The organism is Nitratireductor pacificus pht-3B (assembly GCF_000300335.1).
In the GTDB taxonomy this organism is placed as follows: domain Bacteria; phylum Pseudomonadota; class Alphaproteobacteria; order Rhizobiales; family Rhizobiaceae; genus Nitratireductor; species Nitratireductor pacificus.
The window spans coordinates 51,498-77,754 of sequence record NZ_AMRM01000006.1 but is presented as its reverse complement, the minus strand read 5'-3'; the positions used below and the strand labels follow the sequence as shown (position 1 = coordinate 77,754).

Below are 26,257 nucleotides of genomic sequence, written 5' to 3'. Positions count from 1 at the left end.
TTTCACATTATGAGAGCATCAAGTTGGGAATTGTCAAGAGCGAGCCAGAGCACAACATTCGCGGAGTCGGACTGCTGCACAAGGCATTCCAGATCCTCGAGCTGTTCTCTCCCGAACAGTCCAGCTGGACGCAGGTGGAGATCGGCCGCGCCGCCGACCTGCCGCGCTCGACCGTCAGCCGGCTGGTGCGCTATCTGTGCGCCCGTGGCTATCTGAGCTTTCATGAACGCAGCGGGCGCTACACGCTGGGCTTCAGTGCCATCGAGCTCGGTCGCCGCGCTCAGGCGCAGCTGGATCTCGCCGCCTTCGCCGAGGACGTGCTCGAGGATCTGGCGCGCAGGACGCGCGAGACGGTCATGCTGACCGGTTTCAACCCCGCGGCGCTGCATGTCGTCTGCCTCGCCCAGATACCGAGCCAGCACGGCGTGCTGCGTGTCTACGAGACCGTCGGCGCGACTTTCCCGCTCTATGCCGGAGCCTCGACCAAGCCGGTGCTGGCGCATCTGCCGGAAGCCGTCATCGAGCGGGTGCTCGCCGGTCCGATGCCACCGATCAACCCCGAATGGACAACGAAGCCCGACCATCTGCGCGCCGACATCGAGCGCACGCGCCAACGCGGTTTCGCAGTCTCCTTCGAGGAAACCTATCCGGGCGTCGCGGGCGTCGGTGCCGCGATCCTCGGCCCGGACGGGCGGCCGCTCGGCAGTCTGGCTGTCGCGGCGCCGCTCCAGCGCATGTCCGAGGCGAGCATGGAGGAACTCGGCCGCGCGGTGGCCGAAGCGGCCGCCGCCGTCAGCGCCAGGCTCGCCGGCGATGTTCCGAAACCAGAGCAAACGGGAGCGTAGACGTGACGGCAGGGGCAAGGAAATGGGTTTCGGGGCAGCAGGGCCTCGGCAATCTGGCGATCGAGGGTTTTGCGCCGCCGGAGCCGGGACCGGGCGAGTTGTGCGTCGCGGTCGCCGCCGCGGCGCTCAACTTTTCCGATCTCTTGATGATCGACGACAAGTATCAGGTGAAGCCGCCGCGGCCCTTCACGCCCGGGCAGGAAGTCGCCGGCATCGTCCGCGCAGCCGGGGCCGGCACGCGCCACAAGCCCGGCGACCGCGTCACCGGCAAGGTGGACTGGGGCGGTTTCGCGACCCACGCCATCATGCGCGACACGATGGCGATCCCGATGCCATCCAACGTTTCATTTGCCGAAGGCGCCGCCCTGCCGGTGGTCTACACGACCGCTTATGTGGCGCTGACGGAAAGCACGGATACACGGGCCGGCGAAACGGTCCTCGTCCATGCGGCTGCCGGCGGGGTGGGGCTCGCCGCCGTGCAGATCGCCGCTGCCCGTGGCGCGCGCGTGATCGCCGCCGCGGGCAGCGAAGCCAAGCGCGCCCTTGCCGTGGCGAACGGCGCGTTCGGCGCCATTGACCCGGGTGAACCCGGCTGGTCGAAAACCTGCAAGGTGCTCACTGAAGGGCGCAGCGTCGACGTGGTGGTCGATCCGGTCGGCGGCGACGCCACGCTCGAAAGCCTGCGCGCGCTCGCCGAGGGCGGACGGCTTCTGATCGTCGGCTTCGCGTCCGGAACCATTCCGCAGATCCCGGCCAACAGGCTCCTGTTGAAGCGCGCCTCGGCGATCGGCGTCTACTGGAACCACGAGACCGACGCCGAGATGTTGGCCCGCGTCACGCAACGCATGAGCGACGATCTCGCCAGCGGCGCGATCCGCCCCGTGATCGACCGGCGCGAGGGGCTCGAAAGCCTGCCGCAGGCGCTGGCGGACCTGGGGGCGAGGCGCACCAGCGGCAAGGTCGTGATAAACATTGAGGATATGTGACAAGGTATGGAAAATAAGGGGAAAAACATTCTCGAAGGCGTCCGGATACTGGATCTGACGCGGGTCATGTCCGGGCCGTTCTGCACCGCCATGCTGGCCGATCTGGGTGCCGAGGTGATCAAGATCGAGATGCCGGGCTTCGGCGAGGAGGGTCGGCATTTCGCACCCTTCAAGGAGGAGCTGAGCACCTATTTCATGCTGCTCAACCGCGGCAAGAAGAGCGTGGCGCTGAACCTGAAGGATGCCGATGGGGTCCGGCTGGCGCGCGAGCTGGCGGCCACCTGCGACGTGGTGGTGGAGAATTTCCGGCCGGGCGTCGCTGCAAGGCTCGGCCTCGACCACGAGACGCTGCGCGGCGATAATCCAAATCTGGTCTATGCCTCGATCTCCGGCTTCGGCCAGGACGGGCCACTCGCCAACTGGCCGGCCTTCGACCTGGTGATTCAGGCGATGAGCGGCCTGATGAGCATCACCGGCGAGCGCGACGGCCGCGCCATGGCGGTGGGCGAGAGTTTTGCGGATGTGGCGACCGGCATGTTCGCCTCCTGGGGCATCCTGGCCGCCCTGTTCGACCGCGAGCGGACGGGCGAGGGGCGCTATCTGGACGTCGCGATGCTCGATTCGGTGTTCTCCATGCTGCTGACCGGCCTGAGCCGCCAGCTCTACACGGGCGCTGATGCGCGCCGTGTCGGCAACCGCCACCCTGAGACCTATCCGGTCGACAGCTTTTCCGCGACAGACGGCGATTTCGTGCTGGTCGGCTTCTCCGACGGCGCGTTCCGCTCCATCGTGACGGCCATCGGCCGGCCGGAACTCGCCGACGATCTGCGCTTCACCGACAACCGGGCGCGCAACGCCCATGAGGGCGAGCTGCGCGCGGCGATCGCCGAGTGGGCGGCCGGCCGCACCCGCGCCGAGGCCGTCGAGGCGCTGCAGAAGGCCGGCGTGCCGAGCGGCCCGGTCTGGTCGCTGGGCGATGTGGTGGCAAGCCCGCACGCCTCCGTGCGCGGCCTGGTGAGCCAGGGCACGAATGCCGTTCTGGGTGACATCCCGCTGGTGCGCCAGCCCGTCCATTTCCACGGTGCGCCGGCGCCCGAAACGCAGCGCGCGCCGCTGATCGGCGAAGACACCGACGCCGTCCTCACCTCTCTGCTCGGCCTCGACGCCGGGCGCATCGCAGACCTGCGCAACAAGAAAGCCATCGCATGAGCCGTCACGACAACATCCGCATCGTCAGGAGCCCGACCGGCCCGGAGCTGAACGCCAGGTCCTGGGCGACGGAAGCGCCGATGCGGCTCCTGATGAACAATCTCGATCCCGATGTCGCCGAGCGGCCGGGCGAACTGGTCGTTTATGGCGGCATCGGCCGGGCGGCGCGCAACTGGGCGTCGTTCGACCGCATCGTCGACGTACTGAAGGAACTGCGCGACGACCAGACTCTGCTCGTGCAGTCGGGCAAGCCGGTCGGCGTGTTCCCGACCCACAAGGGCGCGCCGCGCGTCATCATCGCCAACGGCAATCTGGTGCCGAAATGGGCCAATTGGGAGCATTTCAACGAACTCGACCGCAAGGGGCTGATGATGTACGGCCAGATGACGGCCGGTTCCTGGCTCTATATCGGCTCGCAGGGCATCGTGCAGGGCACCTATGAGACCTTCGGCGAGATCGGCCGGACGCATTTCGGCGGCTCGCTGGCCGGCCGCTGGTTCCTGACCGCGGGTCTGGGCGGCATGGGTGGCGCCCAGCCGCTCGCCGCGACCATGGCCGGCGCTTCGATGATCGCCGTCGAATGCCAGCCCTCGCGCATCGAGTTCCGCCAGCGCACCGGTTATCTGGACAAGTCCGCCGCGACGCTCGACGAGGCGCTGGCGATGATCGAGACGGCGAAGAACACCGGAACGCCGGTCTCCGTCGGCCTGCTCGGCAACGCCGCGGAAGTCTTCGCCGAGATCGCCGCGCGCGGCATCGTTCCCGACATGGTCACCGACCAGACCTCGGCGCACGACCCGGTCAACGGCTATCTGCCGATGGGCTGGACGCTCGCCGAATGGGAAGAGCGGCGCGAGCGCGATCCGCAGGCGGTCGCCGAGGCGGCGAAGGAGAGCATGGCGGCCCAGGTGCGCGCCATCCTCGACTTCAAGGCCAAGGGATCGGTGGTGCTCGACTACGGCAACAACATCCGCGCCATGGCCAAGGAGAAGGGCGTCGAGGAGGCGTTCTCCTATCCGGGCTTCGTCGAGGCCTATGTGCGGCCGCTGTTCTGCCGCGGCAAGGGGCCGTTCCGCTGGGTGGCGCTGTCGGGCGACCCCGAGGACATCTACAAGACCGACGCCAAGATCCGCGAGCTGCTGCCCGACGACGCCTTCCTGCACAACTGGATCGACAAGGCGCAGAAGAACATTAAGTTTCAGGGTCTTCCGGCCAGAATCTGCTGGATCGGTTTGGGCGACCGCCACCGCGTCGGACTGGCTTTCAACGAGATGGTGGCGCGCGGCGAGCTTTCCGCGCCGCTGGTGATCGGCCGCGACCATATGGATTCAGGCTCCGTCTCCAGCCCCAACCGCGAGACCGAGGGCATGCTCGACGGGTCCGACGCCGTGTCGGACTGGCCGATCCTCAACGCGCTCCTGAATTCGGCCTGCGGCGCCGACTGGGTGTCGTTCCACCATGGCGGCGGCGTCGGCATGGGCTATTCGCAGCATTCCGGCATCGCGCTGGTGGCGGACGGCACGGCGAAGGCGGCCGAGCGGATCGGCCGCGTGCTGTGGAACGATCCGGCGACCGGCGTCATGCGCCATGCGGACGCCGGCTACGACATCGCCATCGACTGCGCGCGCGAGAACGGTCTCTGGCTGCCGATGCAGGAGGGCTGACCACGGCGGACGCCGATATTTGCTTTCCCCGCATCCTTGGCTAATCATGCGCCGAGCATGGGAGGATGCGGGAGACGATGGCGACCGGACAGGCAGCTTTAAGACGGCCGCGCGACATGGCGGCCGATCCGGAATTCGGCCCCTGGCTGGCGCAGGCGTCGATCCTCGTCATCGACGACGAGCCGGGCATGCGCAACTTCCTGATGCGCACGCTCGGGCCGCGCTGCAAGCGGCTCGACGAGGCCGCCGACACGGAGGAGGCCTCCCGCCTGCTCGACAGGAACCACTATGACGTGGTCATCCTCGACAACATCATGCCGGGCAAGAACGGCGTCGACTGGCTGGCCGAGCAGCGCGCCATCGGCTTCTTCTCGACCGCCATCCTGATGACGGCTTATGCGGATCTGGAAACGGCGATCCAGGCGCTGCGCGCCGGCGCGGTGGATTTCGTGCTGAAACCGTTCCGCTCCAACCAGCTCCTCAACGCGGTGGCGCGCTGCCTCGACCAGATGCGCCTGCAGCGCGAGAACACCGTGCTGCGCTACGAGCTGAAATCCACATCGGACCACGTGCTGCTGCGCGACAAGCTGATCGGCGGCTCGAAAGCGATCAGCGACGTGCGCGAGGCGCTCGCCCGCGTCGCACCGCTGCCGACCACCGTCCTGCTGACGGGCCGCTCGGGAACCGGAAAGGAAGTGGCGGCGCGCTCGCTGCACACGCTGTCGGACCGTGCCGAAAAGCCCTTCGTGCCGGTGAACTGCGCGGCGATCCCGCCCGACATGATCGAGACGGAACTGTTCGGCCACCTGAAGGGCGCCTTCACCGGCGCCGAGGCCGCCCGCGAGGGCCTGTTCCTGCATGCACAGAACGGCACGCTGTTTCTCGACGAGATCGGCGAGCTGCCGCTCGCCACGCAAAGCAAGCTTTTGCGCGTGCTGGAGGACCGGCGCATCCGCCCGGTCGGCTCCGAGCGCGAGATCCCGGTCGATCTGCGCTTCGTCTTCGCCACCAATGCCGAGCTGGAGAAGCAGGTCGAGGCCGGCCGTTTCCGCGCCGATCTTTTCTTCCGCATCAATGTGATGCAGATCCATCTGCCGCCCTTGAAGGATCGCGACGGCGATATCCAGGAACTGGCCGACCTGTTCATGCGCAAGCTGTCGCAGCAGCTCGGCATGCCGCCGGTACCGCTCGGAGCTGCCGCGCGCGCAGCACTCGCAGCCTATGACTGGCCGGGCAATGTGCGCGAACTGCGCAACCTCGTCGAGCGCTCCCTGATCCTCGGCCGCTTCCCCGATGATTTCGGCGGCGGCCCGGTGGCTGTTGCCGCGGCTGGCGCAGAGAGCCTGGCCGATGTCGAGCGCCGGCATATCCTTGCCGTGCTGAAAAGCCTCGGCGGCGATCGCGACGCCGCTGCCCGCCAGCTCGGCATCTCGCGCAAAACCATCGACCGCAAATGCACGGCCTGGAATGCCTGACGCGCCGGCGAGACCCGCGCCGCGCGGGCGTGAGGGGTCGGTCCGCTTCCGGCTGCTGGCCATCGCGCTCCTGCCGACGCTGGTCATCCTGCCGCTGCTGCTCGGCATGGCGGTCTATCGCTGGAACGCCAAGTTCGATGCGGCGCTGATCTCCAAGGTCAATGGCGACCTGACCATCGCGCATCAGTATTTCGCGCGCATTCTGGAAAACACCGGGGAGCACATCGCCGCGCTCGGCCAATCCGTGCGCTTTCGCGAGACGGTCGATGGCGCGCCGGGCGCGCTGCCGGCGCTGCTCGAAGAAAACCGCAGGCGGCTCGATCTCGACTTTCTCTATCTGCTGCGCGCCGATGGCGAAGCGCTGGCCGCCGCGCCCGCTTTCGCCGGGGCGCCGCGCGGCGACTGGCCGATCATCGCAAAGGCGATGCAGGGCGAAGCCGCGACCGGCGTCGACATCTTCTCCGCCGGCGAGCTCGCGTCGATCGCCCCGGCGCTGGTCGAACGCGCAGAGCTGGAGCTGGTGCCGACGCCCAACGCGATACCGACCGAGCGCGACGCCGAGACGCGCGGCATGGTGGTGCATTCGGCAAGCCCGGTGCGGCTTGCCGACGGCGGCACGGGCGTGCTCGTCGGTGGCATCCTGCTCAACCGCAACCTGGTGTTCATCGACACGATCAACGATCTGGTCTACCGCGAGGCGAGCCTGCCGGAAGGCAGCCAGGGTACGGCGACGCTGTTCCTCGACGATGTCCGCATCAGCACCAATGTCCGCCTGTTCGAGGGCCGGCGCGCGCTCGGCACGCGGGTCTCGAGCATCGTCCGCTCGGCGGTTCTGGGCGAGGGGCGTGTCTGGCTCGACAGCGCCTTCGTCGTCAACGACTGGTACATCTCCGCCTATGAGCCGATCACCGACAGCTTTGGCAAGCGCGTCGGCATGCTCTATGTCGGCTTCCTCGAAACGCCCTTCACCGAGGCCAAGTACACGACGCTGATCACCATCGCGCTCGCCTTCCTGGCCATCACGGCGCTGAGCGTGCCCATCTTCCTGCGCTGGGCGCGCTCCATCTTCAAGCCGCTGGAGCGGATGGCCGGCACGATCTCCGATGTGGAGGGCGGCGATCTGGGCGCGCGCACCGGCATTTCCGGCGTCAATGACGAGATCGGCCGCGTGGCGCAGCATCTCGATCATCTGCTGGAGCAGCTGCAGGAGCGCGACCGGCAGCTGCGTGCCTGGAATGAGGAGCTGAACGCCCGCGTCGAGGAACGCACCCGCGAATTGCGGCTCGCCAACCGGCAGCTAGAGGCGACGACCAAGCAGCTCATCATGTCCGAGAAGCTGGCGGCCATCGGCGAGATCACCGCCGGCGTCGCGCATGAGATCAACAATCCCATCGCCGTCATGCAGGGCAATCTCGAGGTGGTGCGCCAGGTGATGGGCGAGCGCGCCGACGAGGCGAGGACCGAGTTCCGCCTGCTCGACGAGCAGATCCACCGCATCAGCCAGATCGTTACCAAGCTCCTGCAGTTCGCCAAGCCGGAGGAATATGCCGGCTTTGTCGAGCGGCACGCGCCGGCGAGCGTCGTCTCCGATTCCCTGCCGCTGGTGCAGCATCTGCTGAACAAGGCGGAGATCCGCGTCGAGCGCGACGATGCCGCCACCCGGCTCGTACTGATGAACCGCACGGAGCTGCAGCAGGTTCTGGTCAATCTCATCGTCAACGCGATCCACGCCATGCCGGACGGCGGCGTGCTCCGGCTGGCGACCGCCGACCGCGATCTTGACGGCCGGCCGGGGCTGGTGGTCGAGGTGGCCGACACCGGCGTCGGCATGAGCGCCGAGCTTCTGCGCAAGGTGTTCGACCCGTTCTTCACGACCAAGCGCAAGGATGGAACCGGGCTTGGCCTGTCGATCAGCCAGACGCTGATCAGCCGCCAGGGCGGAAAGATCTCGGCAGCCAGTACGCCGGGCGAGGGCACCACCTTCACCGTCTGGCTGCCGGAAGCGGCCTGAGCGCGGACATTCTGTCCGTCAGAACCGGACAGAATGTCCATAGACGAAACCTCTTGGCCGATAAGTATCTGAAATGACGGAGTCCTCCGTCTGGCATGCGCCTTGCTTCACCTGGGGTGTGAACGGGGAGGTTCGGGCGACTGGCGCGCGGGAGGGTGCCGCAAGACCTGATCCGGACGACCCAGCCAGCAATCAGCAGGACAGCCGCCGAAGGGGATTTTTCCGGCGGTATGGAGGAGGGTTTCATGTCCGCAGCAAGCGACACTCTGGCCGGCGTGCCCGCCGGTGGAATACTGGACCGCGAGAGGATCATCGCCCAGCCGGGCTTCAACCGCTGGCTGGTGCCGCCGGCGGCGCTGGCCATTCATCTGTGCATCGGCATGGCCTATGGCTTCAGCGTCTTCTGGCTGCCGCTGACCCAGTCCATCGGCATTACCGAACGCGTCGTTTGCAGCGACATGACGCTGCTTTCGGCCTTGTTCACGACGACCTGCGACTGGCGCGTCTCGGATCTCGGCTGGATCTACACGCTGTTCTTCGTTCTGCTCGGCTCGGCCGCCGCCATCTGGGGCGGCTGGCTGGAAACCGCCGGACCGCGCAAGGCCGGCGTCGTCGCCGCCGTCTGCTGGTGCGGCGGCATTGCCGTCGCCGCGCTCGGCGTGATGTTCCACCAGTTGTGGCTGATGTGGCTGGGCGCCGGCGTGATCGGCGGCATCGGGCTCGGCCTCGGCTACATCTCGCCCGTGTCGACGCTGATCAAATGGTTCCCCGACCGGCGCGGCATGGCGACGGGCATGGCGATCATGGGTTTCGGCGGTGGCGCGATGATCGGCGCGCCGCTGGCCGACATGCTGATGAACATGTTCAAGACGGCCGATTCGGTCGGCGTCTGGCAGACCTTCCTGGTGATGGCGGCGATCTACTTCGTGTTCATGATGGGCGGCGCCTTCGGCTACCGCATCCCGCCCGCCGGCTGGCGCCCACAAGGCTGGACGCCGCCGGCAAAGAGCGCCAAGTCGATGATCACCGCGCGCCACGTGCATCTGCGCGACGCGCACAAGACGAAGCAGTTCTGGCTGATCTGGGCCGTGCTGACCCTCAACGTGTCGGCCGGCATCGGCGTCATCGGCATGGCCTCGCCGATGCTGCAGGAGATTTTCGGCGGCCGTCTGATCGGCCTGCCGGAACTGACCTTCGGCCAGCTCGACGCCTCGCAGAAGACCGCCATCGCGGCGATCGCCGCCGGCTTCGCAGGTCTCCTGTCGCTGTTCAACATCGGCGGGCGCTTCTTCTGGGCCTCGCTGTCCGACAAGATCGGCCGCAAGAACACCTACTACGCCTTCTTCCTGATCGGCATCGTGCTCTACGCGCTGGCGCCGACGGCGGCGCATATGGGCAGCCAGGTTCTGTTCGTGCTGATGTTCGGCATCATCCTGTCCATGTATGGCGGCGGCTTCTCGACCATCCCCGCCTATCTGGCGGACATCTTCGGCACGCAGTTCGTCGGCGCCATTCACGGCCGGCTCCTGACCGCATGGGCGACCGCCGGCATCATCGGCCCGGTGGTGGTGAACTACATCCGCGAGGCGCAGCTCAACGCCGGCATTCCACGCGAACAGGTCTATGACTTCACCATGTACATCCTGGCCGGCATGCTGGTGCTCGGCCTGATCTGCAACATGCTGGTGAAGCCGCTCGCCGACAAATGGTACATGTCGGACGAGGAAGTGGCGGCCCTGCAGGCGAAGTCTGCCGCCGCCGATTCCGGCCCGACCGGCTCGTTCGGCATTGGCAAGGGCGGCTTCGACGGCAAGGCGCTGGCCGCCTGGGCCGTGGTCGGCATCCCCATCCTTTGGGGCATCTGGATAACGCTGCAAAAGACCGCGGCTCTGTTCTAGCGACAGGGTTGTGCAGCGGTGCCCTCCGGCGTGAGCCCCGCCGGAGGGCATTTTTTTCCGGCACATGAAACCCCGCGTGGCCAAAGGCGTAAAGGTTGTCTCACAAGCTTCTGCTCCGAGCCGGGCGACGCTCTTTGCCGGCGGGGACTTGCCCGCGTGCCAGGCCGTGTCTATGTCGGGCGCTCGGGGTTTTGGCCCGGGAGGCAGCGGCAGGCATGGTGGAAGACCACATCATCATCATCGGTGCGGGACATGGCGGGGTGCAGGCCGCCGCCAGCCTGCGCGAGGAAGGCTATGCGGGCGCGCTGACGCTGATCTCGGCAGACCCGGAACTGCCCTACCACAAGCCGCCGCTCTCGAAGGCCTTCCTGAAATCGGTGGATGCCGAGCCGCAGATCCTCAAGGCCATGGCCTTCTACGAGGGGCAGGGGATCGACCTGCGGCTCGGGGTCACCGCCACCGGCATCGATCCGGCGGCGCGCACCGTCGCGCTCGACGGGGGCGGTTCGCTCTCCTGGACGCGGCTCCTGCTCGCAACCGGCGCCCGCCCGCGCCGGCTGGACATTCCCGGCAATGCACTGGATGGCGTGTTCTACCTGCGCGACTGCGCCGACGCGCGCGCGCTGCGGACGGGCACCGCGACGGCCGGCGACATCGTCGTGATCGGCGGCGGGTTCATCGGCCTCGAAGTGGCCGCGACGATGGCGCTGGCCGGCAAGCGGGTGACGGTGATCGAGGCGGCGGACAGGCTGCTCGGCCGGGCGGTCTCGGCAGAGGTTTCGTCCCATATGCAGGCCTATCACGAGAGCCTCGGCATCCGCCTTCTGACGCGGACCACCGTGCGCGCCATCGAGGGTGCGGACGGCCGGGCGGCGTCCGTCGTGACCGAGGCGGGCGAAACCATTCCCGCCGATGCCGTTCTGGTCGGGATCGGCGCCGAACCCGATACGAGGCTGGCCGAGGCCGCCGGCATCGACTGCGAGGATGGCATCTGCGTGGACGCCTCCTGCCGCACCAGTGCGGACGGCATCTTCGCCATCGGCGACTGCGTTTCGTTCCCGCACGGGGCGTCGGGGCGCCGGCTGCGGCTCGAATCCGTCCAGAATGCCACCGACCAGGCGCGGTGCGCCGCGAAGGCCATGCTCGGGCAGGACGCCGATTTCGACGCGGTCGCGTGGTTCTGGTCCGACCAGGGCGAGCGCAAGCTGCAGATGGCGGGGCTTGGCTTCGACATCGACCGCGAAGTGGTGTCGGGCGACCGGGACGCCGGCGCGTTTGCCGTCTTCCTGTTTTCCGGCGAGAGGCTGGTGGCGCTCGAAACGGTCAATCGGCCGGGCGAGCACATGCTGGGCCGGCGCATGCTGGCGGCGGGTTTCTCGCCGACCGACGCGCAGATCGCCGAAGGCCCTGCGGCGTTGAAGGCGGCGCTCGCGGCGTTCGGATAGCCGGGGGAAGCGCCGGACTCTCGCTCCGGCCGGACGGGGCGGCGGCATTGCCGCAGGCTTGACGCTTCCCGCGATAATGCGGCATCTGGTGTCTTTCCGAGGGGCTCCTTGCGCCGCCCGGGCATCGACGCGGCATGATGGATTGGTCGTAACCATTGGAAAATAAAGAAACATCGCCGGGAGTATCTTTTCCGCGTTTCGCAGTGGCGCCCATGATCGACTGGACTGACCGGCACTGCCGGTTCTTCCACCGGCAACTGACCGGCCGGGCCTTGCTCTACACGGAGATGATCGTTGCCGATGCCGTGATCCATGGCGACCGGGAGCGGCTTCTCGGCTTTGATCCGCTGGAGCATCGGGTTGCGCTGCAACTCGGCGGTTCGGATCCCGGAAAACTCGCCGAAGCGGCGGCCATCGGGGTGGCCGAAGGCTATGACGAGATCAACCTCAATGTCGGCTGTCCCTCCGACCGCGTCCAGTCGGGGGCGTTCGGGGCCTGCCTGATGAAGACGCCGGCGCTGGTCGGCGCCTGCGTCGCCGCCATGAAGGCCCGCGTCGCCGTGCCGGTGACCGTCAAGTGCCGGCTGGGCGTGGACGACCAGGACACGCAGGAGGCGCTCGACGCGCTTGCCGAGGCGGTGTGGCGCGCCGGCGCGGACGCGCTATGGGTCCATGCCCGCAAGGCTTGGCTCGAGGGGCTGAGCCCGAAGGAGAACCGCGATATCCCGCCGCTGGACTACGACCGCGTCTATCGGCTGAAGGCAGCCAACCCGGAGCGCTTCATCGGCCTCAATGGCGGGATCGGCTCTCTTGCGGAAGCGGAAGCCCATCTGGCGCGTGTCGATGCGGTGATGCTCGGCCGCGCCGCCTACCAGAACCCGGCGCTCCTGGCGGGCGTGGACGGGATGCTGGATGGCGAAGGGGCGCCAACGCCCGTCGATTTCGGGGCGCTGATCGACACGATGGCCGCCTATGCCGGCCGCCACATCGCGGCTGGCGGACGGCTCTCCCACGTCACAAGGCACATGATCGGCCTGTTTCACGGCTTCGCCGGTGCGCGGCGCTACCGGCAGATCCTGTCGAGCGAGGCAACCGCCCAGAATGCCGGCCCCGAGATTCTGATGAAGGCCTTCGCCGCGGTCGATCTGGCCGCGGAGCGGGACGCGGCGTAGGGCGCGTAACGCTGGATTCTTGGACTGATTGAGTGACCCGGTTGGCGTTGGAGGCGGGCGGTCAGGTTTTGGCGCTCACCGAGCAGAAGCTGATCAAGTCCTCGACGGCGGCGCGCGCCCGGTACGACGTCAAAAGCGGTGTCTCAACTTGAAGAGTGACACGCGGGCGGTCCAGTATGCGTGCTATCTGTTTCGCCTTACTGGACCTCTGCTTTATGCCTAGCACTCTCCTTCGCTTCGTACTGTCCGCTCTCGTTTCCGTTTTCGCAATAGGAGCGAGCACCGCTTCAGCCATCGCTCAGGACGAGGGCCAATCGGTCACCGCGCCCACCGTGCAGCCCCTGGCGGTCGGTGTCTATGTCCATCCACCCTTTGTCACAAAGAGTGAAGGAGAGTTTTCCGGCATGGCGATCGAGTTGTGGCAGTGGCTCGCTGCGCAGCTCGGGCTCGAAAGCGATTTTGTCGAGTTCAGCAACATAGGCGAACTTGTCGGTGCCGCGGCATCGGGTGAAATCGATGTGGCGGTCACCAACATGACCGTCATCCGCGAGCGCGCGGAGCGCATCGATTTCACCCATCCCTGGTTCGATGCGGGCCAGCGCATCATGGTGCGTGAAAACGCCGGTGGGGGTGTCTCCAAGCTGATCGCCGGGTTGAACGAATCCGGCCATCTCCGCGCCTATGCCTGGATCGGCATCGTCATCATCATGGCGACCGTCCTGGTCACGCTGTTCGATCGACGGTTTGACAAGGATTTCCCGCGCCGCTGGCGCGATGGGCTGGCTGAAGGCTTTTACACGGTCATGTCGGTCGCCACCTCCGGGAAGCCGCCGGCACGCAAGAATCTGTTCGGCTGGATGGGGCGCTTCTGGCAGGGGTTATGGCTGGTATGCGGCATTGCGGTTCTGGCCTATGTGACCTCTTCGGTGACCAGCGTGATGACGACCCTCTCACTGACCAACCAGATCAACAGCGTTGCCGATCTGCCGGGCCGCGTGATCGGGGTTCAGCCCGGCAGCGTATCGGAAGATTACGCACGACAGGCCGGATTCAATATTCGCCGTTTCGATCATATCGCCGAGGCCGCCGAAGCCCTGATCGATGGCCGGATTGACGCGATCATAGGCGATGCACCCGTCCTCGAATATTATGCCCACACCACGCCTCAGCATCCCCTCATCGTAGTCGGACCGATCTTTGCTCCAGACAAGTACGCCTTCGCCCTGCCGCGCCAGAGCGAACTGACGCGGCAGCTCTCTGTCGAACTGATCGGCGCTCACGAAAGCGGGGTAATCGAGGAGTTCAGAACACGTTACTTTGGTGACAGTCCGTGACGTTGAGGGTCGTGAAATCCATTGTTCAGGGAAGAGAACCCTTAATTGGTGAAGCGGGCAGAAATCCGGGTGCGCCGGCCGACTTGGCTCCCTGCTTGGCAGAGTTCGCGGCAGCCGGATGAGACTTCAGTGAAGCCTGACGGAAACGCTTCAGGCACAATCTCGATACGAGCTTGCTTTCCCCGCTGATGGCAGCTTTTGCAGCCTGGTACTTTGAGCTTGGATGACCGATATGAGGTCGCACTCCACCGTCCGCGGGAAGCGTGTATCGACGGCTTGAGCCGTTGCGGAAGATTGCTTGGCGAGATTGCCTCAAACGCAAGAGAATGATCAGAACCAGCAAAGCGCGTGGCAATCGACGCATGGGTCCTGTACCAGCCGGCAAATGACCGTGGCTGTTTCCCGTCCGCCGCATCGTCTGTAGCAGATCATCATCTCGGGGCGCGCGCCCCGGCAGCGGGGCAGGGGGACGCGATGGACATTCCGATGGGCGAGATAGCGGCCTTCGCGGTCGGCCTTGCCGCGTCCGGCGTGGTGGCCGGCCTGCTTGCCGGCCTGTTCGGCATCGGCGGCGGCGCGATCTTCGTGCCGGTCTTCTATCCGGTGCTGGGTCTGCTCGGCGTGGACGAGGCGGTGCGCATGCATGTGGCCGTCGGCTCCTCGCTGGCGATCATCGTGCCGACCTCGCTGCGCTCCTTCCGCGCCCATTACGAGCGCGGCGCCGTCGACATCGCACTTCTCCGGAGCTTCGTGGTGGCGGTGCCGGCAGGCGTCGTGCTGGCCTCCCTGGTCGCGGCGCATGTGTCGAGCGGCGGCCTCAGGGCGATTTTTGCAGGCATCGCCACGCTGGTGGCCCTGCGGCTGGTCTTCGGGCGCGAGCACTGGCGGTTGGGCGACACGATCCCAGGAAATCCGGTCCGTTCGCTGGTCGGCGCTGCGATCGGCTTCCTGTCTGCGCTGATGGGCGTCGGCGGTGGCGTGATGAACAACACCTTCATGACCCTTTTCGGACGCCCCATCCACCAGGCGGTGGCGACCTCGTCCGGCGTCGGCGTGCTGATCTCCATACCGGGCCTGATCGGCTATGTCTGGGCCGGCTGGGGCGCGCCGGGCCTGCCCGTTGCCTCGACGGGCTATGTCAACTGGATCGCCGTGATCCTGATGATCCCGATCACCCTGCTGGTGGCGCCGTTCGGCGTGCGAATCGCCCATGCGCTCGACAAGCGCACGCTGGAGAAGGCGTTCGGCGTTTTCATGCTGATGGTGGCCGCGCGCTTCGTCTGGACCCTGCTCTGAAGCCGTAGCGAGGATCGTGCCGGCCTCGTTCAACGTTCTCAGAGAATCTGCCGCCGGAAGGTCTTGCCGCGCATCGCGTAGAACGGCACATCGCCGCCCGGCGAAAGCTCCGGGTCGGCTTTCAGGCGCTGTTCCAGATCCTGCAGAACGGTGCAGGTGATCAGCGGGATCTCCGCTTCCATCGCTTCGCGGATCGGCAGCCAGACCAGTTCTTCCAGCTCGTTTGTGGGTCCGCCATCGGGCAGCTCGACGGCGACGTTGTCGCGCCAGGCGGCCAGGAACCGCGCGTCGAAACGGCGCACGCGGCCGGGTGGCGTGATGGCGCGCGCCACGAAGCGCAGGCACGAGAGCGAGGGTTTTACGCCATGCTCGGCAAAACCCTGCCAGTCCTTCGCATTGGTCGAGAAGGGGCCTTTCTCGCCGATCAGCAGGCCCGCTTCCTCATAGGTTTCGCGAATGGCCGAAAGGGCCACCGCACGGGCACGGGCGGCGCTGGCGCGCGCGCCGGACCCGATCAGCTTGCGCTCCTCGTCTGGATGCAGGCCGTCGGCCACCGGGATGCGGCTGTCGGCGGGGTCGGTGCGCCCGCCCGGAAAGACGAAACGGCCCGGCATGAAGGCGTGGTTGCGGTGCCTGCGGCCCATCAGGACACGCACGTCGCCATCCACCCGGTCGAGCAGGATCAAAGTCGCCGAATCGCGCGGCCGCATCGGTTTGCCGCCGAGGGCGAAATCCTTCGATTCCGCCTTGTCGATCTGCTCCCGGTTGAGGCCGTCCATGCGATTGGGCGCGTCTGTCATCGGGTCTGCCTAAAGTTCCGGATGGGTTTCGAGCGTGTCGCGTTCGCCGCCGAACCCATGCATGTAATAGGCCCATTGCAGCCCGACGACGGCGCCCTTGACCGGCCCGACCATGGCCAGGCACATGATCAGCGTGATCGGAACCCACATGGCGAGATGCAGCCAGGCCGGCCAGTCGGTCATCGCTTCCATGCCCATGAAGCCGCCGACGACGATGTGGCCGACGACGACCACGACCAGATAGGCCGGCAGGTCGTCGGCACGATGATGGTGGAACGCTTCGCCGCATTCCGAACAATTGTCCGCCGTCTTCAGGTAGGCACGGAACAGCTTGCCCTTGCCGCAATGGGGGCAGCGCCCGAGGAAGCCGCGCTTCATCGCCTCGAATGCGGGGCGGGCGGTCTTCGAGCCCGAGGACGTTCCGCCAAATACCTGCTGTTCCATTACCGTCTCCTGCGCGCCGCGCCGCCCGTGCGGCTCTTGCCGCGGCCACGCTGGCCCTTTGCCTTGTGAAACGACTTCATCGATCCGGGAAGCCGTTCGGGTTCGCTCAACATCTCGAAGCGCATCGCGCCGGCCAGCGGCGCGACCTCAACCAGGCGAACCGAAACGCTGTCGCCGAGCTGAAATCCCTTGCCGCTCTGATCGCCGACAAGCGCGTGCCGCGCCTCGTCATAGATATAGTACTCTTCTCCGACTGTGGAGACCGGGATAAAGCCATCGGCGCCGTAATCTGGCAATTGGACAAAAAGACCCGCCTTGGCGACGCCGGAAATGCGCGCCTCGAACTCCTCGCCGATGCGGCCGGAGAGATGCTCGGCCACCAGCCGGTCGACCGTGTCGCGCTCGGCGGCCATGGCGCGCCGTTCCGTCGCCGAGATCAGCGCGGCCACTTCCTCCAGCTGCTCTTCCTCGCCCGGGGTCAGCCCGTCCTTGCCGAAACCCAGCGCGCCGATCAGCGCCCGGTGGACGATCAGGTCGGCATAGCGGCGGATCGGCGAGGTGAAGTGCGCGTAGCGGCGCAGATTGAGGCCGAAATGACCGAGATTGTCGGGCGCATAGACGGCCTGGCTCTGCGAGCGCAGGACGACTTCGTTGACGAGCTGCTCGTGCTCGGTGTCCTTGACGCGGGCGAGGATGGCGTTGAACTGCGCCGGCTTGAGCTGGGCGCCGCGCGCCAGCGAGATCTCGAAGGAGCGCAGGAATTCGCGCAGCGCCTCCTGCTTGGCGAGCGACGGCGCGTCATGAACCCGGTAGACCAGCTTCTGGCGCTTCGCCTCGAGCGTCTCGGCGGCGGCCACATTGGCCTGCACCATGAACTCCTCGATCAGCTTGTGCGCGTCGAGGCGCGGCGGCACCACGACGCGGTCGACGGTCCCATCCGGTTTCAGAAGGATCTTGCGCTCCGGCAGGTCGAGTTCCAGCGGCTGACGCGACTGGCGTCCACGCCGCAGCACCGCATAGGCGTCCCACAGCGGGCGCAGGATCGGGTCGAGCAGCGGCTCGGTCTTGTCGTCCGGCCTGCCGTCGATGGCCGCCTGCGCCTGACTGTAGGAGAGCTTTGCGGCCGAGCGCATCATCACGCGGTGGAAGGAATGGCCGATCTTGCGGCCTTCCGCGGAGAAGCGCATGCGCACGGCGAGCGCCGGCCGCGCCTCGCCCTCGCGCAGCGAGCACAGATCGTTGGAGATGCGTTCCGGCAGCATCGGCACGACACGGTCGGGGAAATAGACCGAATTGCCGCGCTTGAGCGCCTCCCGGTCGAGCGCCATCCCGTGGCGGACATAGTGGGCGACGTCGGCGATGGCCACCGTGGCGATGAAGCCGCCGGGATTGTTCTCGTCGGAGTCCGGCTCGGCCATGACGGCGTCGTCATGGTCCTTGGCGTCGGCCGGGTCGATGGTGATCAGCGGCCAGTCGCGCCAGTCCTCGCGGCCCGACAGCGTTGCGGCTTGCGCGGCTTCCGCCTCCTGCAGAACCGGTGCCGGGAAGATGTGCGGGATCTCGTGGGCGTGGATGGCGATCATGGACACCGCCTTCTCGCTCGACAGCGAGCCGATGACGGAAATGACCCTGCCGCGCGGCGCGCCGAAGCGGCCGGCGGAAACCGGCTCGACCTCGACCAGGTCGCCCTCCCGCGCATCGCCGCTGAAATCGGCGTCGAGCGTCAGTTCGCGCTGCCGGCGCTCCACGGGCTCGATGCGCAACGTGCCGTCCTGCGCCTTGCGCAAGACGCCGAGCACGCTTTGCCGACGCTTGTCGAAGATCTTCATGATCCGGCCCGTATAGGCGGGCCCGGCCTCGTTCTCCATCGGGAAGACGCGCGCCAGAACGCGGTCGCCGATGCCGGCCGCGGTGCCGTGCTTCTGGGTGCGGATCTCGACCAGGGGCAGGGGGCCATCGCCCTCGTCGCGGTCATCCCGCTCGGCGGGCCGGGCGATCAGCGCGCCGGCGGCATCGCGCGAGAAGATGTCGAGCACGACCACATGCGGCAGCGCGCCCGGCTTCAGAAGCCGCTTGCGGCTTTTCTTGAGAAGCCCCTCATCCTGGAGTTCGCGAAGGAGGTCCTTCAGCCAGATGCGGTCGCCGCCCCTAAGGCCGAACGCCTTGGCGATGTCGCGCTTGGCGGTGCGGTCCGGATTGTCCGTGATGAAACGCAGCACCTCGTCGCGCGTCGGCAGGCGTGCCTCTGATGCGGATTTCGCGCCGGATGCTTTGGCGGAGCGGGACGGTTTGCTGCCGGGAATCCTGCGCGCCAAGGCGTCATTCCTTCTTCTTCGAGGCCGCTGCCTTCTTGGCTGCCGGCTTCTTGGCGGCTGCCTTCTTCGCTGCCGGCTTCTTCGCCTTTGCAGCGGGCTTCTTGCCGCTCTTGCCGGCCTTGGCCGCCACCAGCTCCAGCGCTTCCTCGATCGTCACCGCCATCGGGTCCTTGCCCTTCGGCAGGGTTGCGTTGACCTTGCCGTGATTGACATAGGGGCCGTAGCGGCCGTCGCGGACGGTGACCTTGCCGCCATCGGGATGGTCGCCCAGCTCCTTCAGCGCGGCCGGCGTGCCGCGCCCGCGGCCGTTTGCCCCCTTGGCCTTCTTCTCGGCGATCACCGTGACGGCGCGGTTGAGGCCGATGGAGAAGACATCCTCGATCGTCTCCAGATTGGCGTAGCCGCCGTCATGCAGCAGGAACGGGCCGTAGCGGCCGAGACCGGCCGAGATCATCTTGCCGCTTTCGGGGTGCTTGCCGATGTCGCGCGGCAGGGACAGCAGCGCCAGCGCCTTCTCGATGTCGATGGAATCGGGCGTCCAGCCCTTCGGCAGGCTGGAGCGCTTGGCTTCCTTGCCTTCGCCGCGCTGCACATAGGGGCCGAAACGCCCCGAGCGCAGGGTGATCTCCTCGCTGGTGTGCGGGTCCTTGCCGAGCACCTTGTCGCCGTTCAGGCCGTTGTCGCCATCCTCGCCGTTGCCCGCCTCGCCGAACTGCCGCGTAAAGCCGCATTCAGGATAGTTGGAGCAGCCGACGAAGGCGCCGTGCCGGCCGAGCTTGAGCGACAATTGCCCGGTGCCGCAGCGCGGGCAGACGCGGGGATCCGAACCGTCTTCCCGTGACGGGAAGGCGAGCGGTGCCAGCTCCTCGTTCAGCGCGTCCAGCACATTGGTGACGCGCAGCTCCTTGATCTCGTCCACATGACCGGAAAAATCCGCCCAGAAGTCGCGCAGCACGTCCTTCCAGGAAAGCTGGCCGTCGGAGATCTTGTCGAGCTTTTCCTCGAGCCCGGCCGTGAAGTCGTACTCCACATAGCGCTCGAAGAAGTTTTCGAGGAAGGCGGTGACGAGCCGGCCCTTGGCCTGCGGCATCAGCCGGCGCTTGTCGATGGTGACGTAGTCGCGATCCTCGAGCGTCTTCAACGTTGCCGCATAGGTGGACGGACGGCCGATGCCGAGCTCCTCCATCTTCTTGATCAGGGACGCTTCGGAATAGCGCGGCGGCGGCTCGGTCGAGTGCTGGGTCGCCTCGATCCCCTGGCAGGTCTGCGTCTCGCCTTCCAGGATCTGCGGCAGGCGGCGGCTCTCCTCGTCGTCGGGCGTCTCTTCCTTGTCGACGCCGTACGCGGCGAGAAAGCCCTCGAAGCGGATGACGGAGCCGACGGCGCGCAGATTGGCGTTGCGCGCGCCGTTGACCGCCTCCAGCTCGACCGTGGTGCGCTCGATCTCGGCGGCCTGCATCTGGCTGGCGATGGCCCGCTTCCAGATGATCTCGTAGAGCCGCGCCTGGTCGGCGTCGAGATATTTCCGCACCTGGTCGGGTGTGCGGGAGAAGTCGGTCGGGCGGATGGCCTCGTGCGCCTCCTGGGCGTTCTTTGCCTTGACCGAATAGAAACGCGGCTTCTCCGGCAGGAACTTTTCGCCGAACTCCTTGCCGATTGCCGCGCGGGCCTGGTCGAGCGCCTCGGGCGCCATCTGCACACCGTCGGTACGCATATAGGTGATGAGGCCGGCGGTCTCGCCGCCGATGTCGATGCCCTCGTAGAGCCTCTGCGCCACCTGCATGGTGCGCGATGCGCCGAAGCCGAGGCGCGACGAGGCGGCCTGCTGCAGGGTCGAGGTGGTGAAGGGCGGCGCCGGGTTGCGGCGGGTCGGCTTGGCCTCGACCGACAGGGCCTTGAAGCTTGCACCTTCGAGCATCGCCTTGATGCCGTCGGCCTGCTCCTTGTTCTTGATGTCGAGCTTCTGCAGCTTGTTGCCGTCCACGGCGGTCAGGCGCGCCTCGAAGGTCTCGGCGCGCGGCGTGGCGAGCTGCGCCGCGATCTGCCAGTATTCCTCGCGCACGAAGCGCTCGATCTCCGCCTCGCGGTCGCAGACGAGCCTGAGCGCGACGGACTGCACGCGGCCGGCCGAACGCGCGCCCGGCAGCTTGCGCCACAGCACGGGCGACAGGGTGAACCCGACCAGATAGTCGAGCGCCCGGCGCGCCAGATAGGCATCGACCAGCGGCGCGTCGACCTCGCGGGGTGCGGCCATCGCGTCGAGCACTGCCTTCTTGGTGATGGCGTTGAAGACGACGCGCCGGATGGGCTTGTCCTTCAGAACGCGCTTCTGCTTCAACACCTCCAGCACATGCCAGGAAATCGCTTCCCCCTCGCGGTCGGGGTCGGTGGCGAGAATGAGCGTGTCGGCATCCTTCATCGCCTTGGCAATGTCGGAGAGCCGCTTGGAGGAGGGGCCGTCGACGGCCCAGGACATGGCGAAATCCTCGTCGGGACGAACGGAACCATCCTTGGCCGGCAGGTCGCGCACATGGCCGAACGAGGCGAGAACCTTGTAGTTCGCGCCCAGATACTTGTTGATGGTTTTCGCCTTGGCAGGCGACTCGACGATGACGAGATCCATTGGCTTAAAAATATCCCCGTGGGCGCCCGGTGCGTCCGGCGCCACGCATTATTGACGAATCCAGCCCCGTCACATGGCTGCGCTTTACCGCGCGGTCAAGGCCCAAGGGCAATTTCATCGGTCGCGCATGGGGGCATGGCCGGCTCGGCGTTTATGCTAAATTTCTGGTTTATTTGTTTATAATGTTATGTATACTTCCAATGGGTCCATAAAGGAGATTGCTGGGGAGCAGGCGAAAGCCGGGGTGCCGTGCGCTGAAGGGAGTGCGGGCGAATGGGCGAACGTTACGGAAGGAGGCGGACCGACACGCTTGACTATGTGCAGGCGATGCTCGGCCAGTTGCGCATCATGGCGCTGGCGGAGCGGTCGGACATGCTCGCCTATCTGATCGAGATGGCCTATGTCGAGGCGAGCGACATCATCCGCGGCGATCGCCCGTACCGGCTGCAGGACGAACGGCTTGGTCTAGCTGCTGATCTCAAGCAGGGAAACCGCGCCTCCTGAGTGCCGCTCGATCCGGCCGGCCAGGTCGAGTTCCAGAAGCACGGACAGTACCTGTGCGGGATGCAGGCCGGTGTGCCGGATGATCTCGTCGATGGCGACGGGCGTCGGCCCAAGCGCCTCGATGATCCGGTCGCGGTCGCTCTCGCTCGGCGGAGGCGCCGCTCCATAATCCGCGGGTTCTTCGAAATGCTCCGTCGGCGGCGGAGGCGTGCCGATCAGCGGCGCGACCGCCTCGAGAACGTCGCCGGCCCCGGTGACGAGGATCGCGCCGTCCTTGAGCAGGGCGTTGGCGCCTGCCGCGCGCGGGTCGAGGGGCGAGCCGGGCACCGCGAACACCAGCCGCCCCATCTCTCCCGCCAGCCGCGCGCTGATCAGCGATCCCGACCGCTGCGCCGCCTCGACGACCACCAGACCGTAGCAAAGACCTGCCACAAGCCGGTTGCGGCGCGGGAAGTCCCGCGCGCGCGGCGCCCAGCCGAACGGCATCTCGCTGAGGACGACGCCGCGCTCGGCGATCGCGCCGCACAGGTCCAGGTTCTCCGGCGGGTAGGGGACATCCAGTCCGCCGGCCAGTGCCGCGATGGTTCCCGTATCGAGACTGCCCGTGTGGGCGGCGGTGTCGATGCCGCGCGCCAGACCCGAGGCGATCGCGTAGCCCGCCCTGCCCAGCGCACCCGCCAGCTGCCGCGCCAGCTTGATCCCGGACAGGGAGGCGTTGCGCGCCCCGACGATGGCGATCGTCGGCTGCTGCGCGACCGCTGCGTCGCCCTTCATGGCGATCAGCGGGGGCGGCTGGTCCATGCGCCGCATCAGGGGCGGATAGTCCGGCTCGCCGACGGCGACAAACCGCGCGCCGAAGCGCTGCGCGGTCTCCAGTTCGCGTTCGGCGTCGCCGATAGAGGCGATGACGAACCGGCGCGTCGCGCCGCCGCGCTCGGCCAGTTCCGGCAGTTCGGCGAGCGCGGCCTCGGCGGAGCCGAAACGGTTGATGAGCTGGCGAAAGGTGACGGGGCCGACATTCTCGCTGCGCAGCAGGCGCAGCCAGGCAAGGCGCTGACGGTCGCTGAGCAGCGGGCCGCCGGCCTGGGGCGTGTTCACCCCTTGCCTCCGATGCGGGTCTCGGTGCCGGCGAGAAGACGGCTGATATTGGCCCGGTGCTTGATGAAGACGATGACGCTCATCAGCACGAACAGTTGCGCCGCCTGCACATGGCCGAGCCAGAACAGGCCGGCGGGCACGGCAATGGCCGCCACCAGCGCCGAGAGCGACGAGTAGCGCGTGGCGAAGGCCACGGCCAGCCAGACGACCGCGAAGATCAGGGCGCCCGGCCAGGCAAGACCGAGCAGCACGCCGAGATAGGTCGCGACGCCCTTGCCGCCGCGAAAGCCGAGCCAGACGGGAAACAGGTGGCCGAGAAAGGCGCCGAGACCGGCGGCGATGGCCTGGTCGGGTCCATACATGCCCGCCAGCAGCACCGCCGCCGTGCCTTTCAGCGCGTCGAGGAGCAGGGTCAGCGCCGCGAGCTTCTTGTTGCCGGTGCGCAGCACGTTCGTCGCGCCGATATTGCCCGAGCCGATCTTGCGCACGTCGCCGAGGCCGGCGGCGCGCGTGATGATCAGGCCGAAGGGGATCGAGCCGAGAAGATAGCCGAAAATCAGCGCGGCAACGAGAAAGGGCAGGGCAAGCTGCCAACTGATCGGATCCGGCATCCCGCACTCTCCCCCAAACCTTCGGCGCGGCCCATCGCGTGCGACACGGCCCCACCGCTTCCCCCGCAGTCATGCGGCGATCTGATTTACGCGCCGCAGACGCGGCAATCCCGTCAGGCGCTGAACACTGTGCGGCCTGCAACCATGGTTTGCAAGACCCGCCCCTGCATGCGCGCGCCTTCGAAGCAGGTGTTCTTCGACAGCGAACGGATATCCGCCTCGCGAACCAGCCACGGCGCGTCGAGATCGACTAGGACGAGGTCCGCCGGCGCGCCGGGCCTGAGCGTGCCGCCGGGCAGGCCGAACTGGCGGGCCGGCGCGGCCGACAGGCATTCGACCAGGCGCATCAGGGGCACGTCGCCATTGTGGTGCAGGCGCAGGGCCGCCGACAGGAGCGTCTCCAGGCCGATCGCGCCGGATTCGGCCTCGGCGAAGGGCAGGCGCTTGGTGTCGACGTCCTGCGGATCGTGCGAGGACACGACGATGTCGATGACGCCGTTCTTCAGCGCCTCGACCATCGCCAGGCGGTCGTCCTCGGTGCGCAGGGGCGGCGACAGCCGGAAGAAGGTGCGATAGTCGCCGATGTCGTTCTCGTTGAGCGCCAGATGGTTGATCGAGACGCCGGCGCTGACCTCAGCGCCCTCGTCCTTGGCGCGCGCGATGGCAGCGGCGGACATGGCGGTCGAGATCTTCGCCGCGTGATAGCGCCCGCCGGTCAGGCGGGCGAGCATCAGGTCACGCACCAGCGGAATGGTCTCCGCCTCGCGCGGAATGCCCGAAAGGCCGAGCCAGCTGGCGAACAGGCCCTCGTTCATGACGCCCGAGGCGCCGAGGTCGCGGTCCTGCGTCTCATGGGCGATGGTGATGCCCAGATCGCGTGCATAGGTCAGCGCGCGGCGCATGGTCAGCGCATTGGCGATGGTGGCCCGGCCCTCGGTCAGCATCACCGCGCCGGCTTCCTGCAGGAGGCCGAACTCGCTGAGTTCGCGACCGACGAATCCCTTGGTGATGGCGGCGGACGGGAAGATGTTGACGATGGCGGTATCGCGCGCCGTGCGCAGGACGAATTCGACCAGCGCCACATCGTCGATGACCGGGGTGGTGTCGGGCATCATCACCAGCGATGTCACGCCGCCGGCGGCGGCGGCGCGGCTCGCCGAGGCGATGGTTTCGCGGTGCTCGGCGCCTGGCTCGCCGATGAAGACGCGCGCGTCGATCAGGCCCGGCAGGATCGCATGGCCGCCGCAATCGACGGTTTCGGCATTGTCAGGCGCGCCCTGGTTCATCGCGTCGCTGCCGGCGGCGAGGATCCTGCCGTCGGCGACGATGACCGCGCCGCGCTCGTCCAGCGCCCGCGACGGATCGATAATGCGGGCGTTGGTGAAGACCGTCGCGCTCATGCCGCGCCTCCTTCGGCGTTGCGGCGCGGATCGAGCAGCGCTTCCATCACCGCCATGCGGACCGCGACGCCCATCTCCACCTGTTCCTGGATCAGGCTCTGCGGGCCGTCGGCGATCTCCGAGGCGATCTCGACCCCGCGGTTCATCGGGCCGGGATGCATCACGAGCACATCCTCCTTCGCGGCCTTCAGCTTGCGGGCGTCGAGCCCGTAGAGACGGAAATACTCGCGCACCGAGGGGACGAGGGAACCGGCCATGCGCTCGCGCTGCAGGCGCAGCATCATGACGATGTCGGCGTCCTTCAGGCCCTCGTCCATGCGGGTGAAGGGCTCGACGCCCATCTGGCCGATGCCCGAAGGCAGCAACGTCGACGGCGCGACGACCCGCACGCGCGCGCCAAGGGCGTTGAGCAGGACGATGTTCGAGCGCGCCACGCGCGAATGCAGGATATCGCCGCAAATCGCCACGGTCAGCCCGCCGATCCGCCCCTTGGCCCGGCGAATGGTCAGCGCGTCGAGCAGGGCCTGGGTCGGATGCTCATGCGCGCCGTCGCCAGCATTCACCACCGAGCAGGACACTTTCTGCGCCAGGAGGGCGGCCGCGCCGGCCGCCGAATGGCGGATGACGAGGATGTCGGGCCGCATGGCGTTCAACGTCATCGCCGTGTCGAGCAGCGTCTCGCCCTTCTTGGTCGAGGAACTGGCCACCGACATGTTCATCACGTCGGCGCCGAGCCGCTTGCCGGCCAGCTCGAACGACGACTGGGTGCGTGTCGAGGCCTCGTAGAACAGGTTGATCTGGGTCCGTCCGCGCAGGGCGGCGGTCTTCTTTTCCTGCTGGCGGGAGATGGCCACGGCGGCGTCGGCCCGGTCGAGCAGGGTCTCGATGTCCAAGGGCGACAGGCCCTTGATGCCGAGCAGGTGGCGGTGCGGGTAAAGCGGAAAGGGCGCGTCTGTCATCTTAAGGGGGTGCTATAGGCCGAGCGCGGAGCCGCCGCAAGCGGGCTTCGCTGATCTTCTCGCTCATCCCCTGCAAAAGCGCGACATCCGATTTTAATGGATTGGCAAAGCCGGCCTTGCCACTATGCACGGAGGGGCGCTTCGATTCCTGATGCGTTTCCGATCGAG

20 protein-coding genes are annotated in these 26,257 nt (G+C 67.1%); 12 read left to right on the top strand and 8 right to left on the bottom strand.

Going from position 1 to position 26,257, the window contains the following annotated elements; translation table 11 throughout:
* Window positions 1–23 precede the first annotated feature (23 nt).
* The 11 genes from NA2_RS06850 to NA2_RS06800 all read left to right on the top strand — a co-directional run bounded on the left by NA2_RS06850 (window position 24) and on the right by NA2_RS06800 (window position 15,335).
* Window positions 24–845 carry an IclR family transcriptional regulator gene (locus NA2_RS06850; RefSeq protein WP_008595711.1) on the top strand — a complete coding sequence of 274 codons (822 nt, stop codon included), beginning with the start codon at window positions 24–26 and terminating at the stop codon, window positions 843–845.
* Between the two features lie 2 nt (window positions 846–847).
* Entirely contained in the window at window positions 848–1,831 is a 984-nt protein-coding gene (locus tag NA2_RS06845) for an NADPH:quinone oxidoreductase family protein (protein WP_008595709.1), read from the top strand.
* Window positions 1,832–1,837: 6 nt separating this feature from the next.
* On the top strand, window positions 1,838–3,040 hold the full coding sequence (locus NA2_RS06840; RefSeq protein ID WP_008595707.1) for a CaiB/BaiF CoA transferase family protein: 1,203 nt from the start codon (window positions 1,838–1,840) through the stop codon (window positions 3,038–3,040).
* Window positions 3,037–4,704, top strand: a complete 1,668-nt coding sequence (hutU, locus tag NA2_RS06835) for a urocanate hydratase (RefSeq protein WP_008595705.1) — start codon at window positions 3,037–3,039, stop codon at window positions 4,702–4,704. Before NA2_RS06840 ends, hutU begins: the two co-directional genes overlap by 4 nt.
* A 77-nt stretch (window positions 4,705–4,781) precedes the next feature.
* On the top strand, window positions 4,782–6,179 hold the full coding sequence (locus NA2_RS06830) for a sigma-54-dependent transcriptional regulator (protein WP_040677082.1): 1,398 nt from the start codon (window positions 4,782–4,784) through the stop codon (window positions 6,177–6,179).
* Window positions 6,172–8,190, top strand: coding sequence for a sensor histidine kinase (locus tag NA2_RS06825; RefSeq protein ID WP_008595700.1), 2,019 nt, complete (start codon window positions 6,172–6,174; stop codon window positions 8,188–8,190). The genes NA2_RS06830 and NA2_RS06825 overlap by 8 nt, the downstream gene beginning before the upstream one ends.
* A gap of 245 nt (window positions 8,191–8,435) precedes the next feature.
* Complete coding sequence (locus NA2_RS06820; protein WP_008595697.1) at window positions 8,436–10,088, top strand: OFA family MFS transporter; 1,653 nt, start codon at window positions 8,436–8,438, stop codon at window positions 10,086–10,088.
* A gap of 215 nt (window positions 10,089–10,303) precedes the next feature.
* Window positions 10,304–11,533 (top strand): NAD(P)/FAD-dependent oxidoreductase, encoded by a 1,230-nt coding sequence (locus NA2_RS06815; RefSeq protein WP_008595695.1) that lies wholly within the window; start codon window positions 10,304–10,306, stop codon window positions 11,531–11,533.
* A 155-nt stretch (window positions 11,534–11,688) separates the two neighbouring features.
* Window positions 11,689–12,705 (top strand): tRNA dihydrouridine(20/20a) synthase DusA, encoded by a 1,017-nt coding sequence (dusA, locus tag NA2_RS06810; protein ID WP_081582626.1) that lies wholly within the window; start codon window positions 11,689–11,691, stop codon window positions 12,703–12,705.
* Window positions 12,706–12,920: 215 nt separating this feature from the next.
* Entirely contained in the window at window positions 12,921–14,039 is a 1,119-nt protein-coding gene (locus tag NA2_RS06805; RefSeq protein WP_244423596.1) for a transporter substrate-binding domain-containing protein, read from the top strand.
* A 474-nt stretch (window positions 14,040–14,513) separates the two neighbouring features.
* Complete coding sequence (locus NA2_RS06800; protein ID WP_008595688.1) at window positions 14,514–15,335, top strand: sulfite exporter TauE/SafE family protein; 822 nt, start codon at window positions 14,514–14,516, stop codon at window positions 15,333–15,335.
* A gap of 38 nt (window positions 15,336–15,373) precedes the next feature.
* Here NA2_RS06800 and NA2_RS06795 read toward each other — a convergent pair whose 3' ends face one another.
* Genes NA2_RS06795 through topA form a run of 4 tightly spaced genes read right to left on the bottom strand, consistent with a single transcriptional unit; the run spans window position 15,374 to window position 21,517 of the window.
* On the bottom strand, window positions 15,374–16,114 hold the full coding sequence (locus NA2_RS06795) for an NUDIX hydrolase (protein ID WP_040677022.1): 741 nt from the start codon (window positions 16,112–16,114) through the stop codon (window positions 15,374–15,376).
* 30 nt (window positions 16,115–16,144) lie between these two features.
* Window positions 16,145–16,579, bottom strand: a complete 435-nt coding sequence (locus NA2_RS06790; RefSeq protein ID WP_008595683.1) for a DUF983 domain-containing protein — start codon at window positions 16,577–16,579, stop codon at window positions 16,145–16,147.
* On the bottom strand, window positions 16,579–18,894 hold the full coding sequence (gene rnr / locus NA2_RS06785; protein WP_008595681.1) for a ribonuclease R: 2,316 nt from the start codon (window positions 18,892–18,894) through the stop codon (window positions 16,579–16,581). The genes NA2_RS06790 and rnr overlap by 1 nt, the downstream gene beginning before the upstream one ends.
* A gap of 4 nt (window positions 18,895–18,898) precedes the next feature.
* Window positions 18,899–21,517, bottom strand: coding sequence for a type I DNA topoisomerase (gene topA, locus NA2_RS06780; RefSeq protein ID WP_008595679.1), 2,619 nt, complete (start codon window positions 21,515–21,517; stop codon window positions 18,899–18,901).
* Window positions 21,518–21,790: 273 nt separating this feature from the next.
* On the opposite strand from topA, the gene NA2_RS06775 reads away from it, so the two are divergent.
* Window positions 21,791–22,021 (top strand): hypothetical protein, encoded by a 231-nt coding sequence (locus NA2_RS06775; protein WP_008595677.1) that lies wholly within the window; start codon window positions 21,791–21,793, stop codon window positions 22,019–22,021.
* On the opposite strand, the gene dprA is transcribed toward NA2_RS06775, so the two are convergent.
* The 4 genes from dprA to NA2_RS06755 form a co-directional block, all read right to left on the bottom strand.
* The gene (gene dprA / locus NA2_RS06770; protein WP_008595675.1) at window positions 21,983–23,119 is read right to left on the bottom strand and encodes a DNA-processing protein DprA; all 1,137 of its coding nucleotides are present in this window, start codon (window positions 23,117–23,119) and stop codon (window positions 21,983–21,985) included. The two genes, NA2_RS06775 and dprA, sit on opposite strands and share 39 nt — an antisense overlap.
* Window positions 23,116–23,730, bottom strand: coding sequence for a glycerol-3-phosphate 1-O-acyltransferase PlsY (gene plsY, locus NA2_RS06765; RefSeq protein ID WP_008595673.1), 615 nt, complete (start codon window positions 23,728–23,730; stop codon window positions 23,116–23,118). Before plsY ends, dprA begins: the two co-directional genes overlap by 4 nt.
* Before the next feature lie 113 nt (window positions 23,731–23,843).
* Entirely contained in the window at window positions 23,844–25,130 is a 1,287-nt protein-coding gene (locus NA2_RS06760; protein ID WP_008595671.1) for a dihydroorotase, read from the bottom strand.
* On the bottom strand, window positions 25,127–26,089 hold the full coding sequence (locus tag NA2_RS06755; protein ID WP_008595669.1) for an aspartate carbamoyltransferase catalytic subunit: 963 nt from the start codon (window positions 26,087–26,089) through the stop codon (window positions 25,127–25,129). The genes NA2_RS06760 and NA2_RS06755 overlap by 4 nt, the downstream gene beginning before the upstream one ends.
* Window positions 26,090–26,257: the final 168 nt, after the last annotated feature.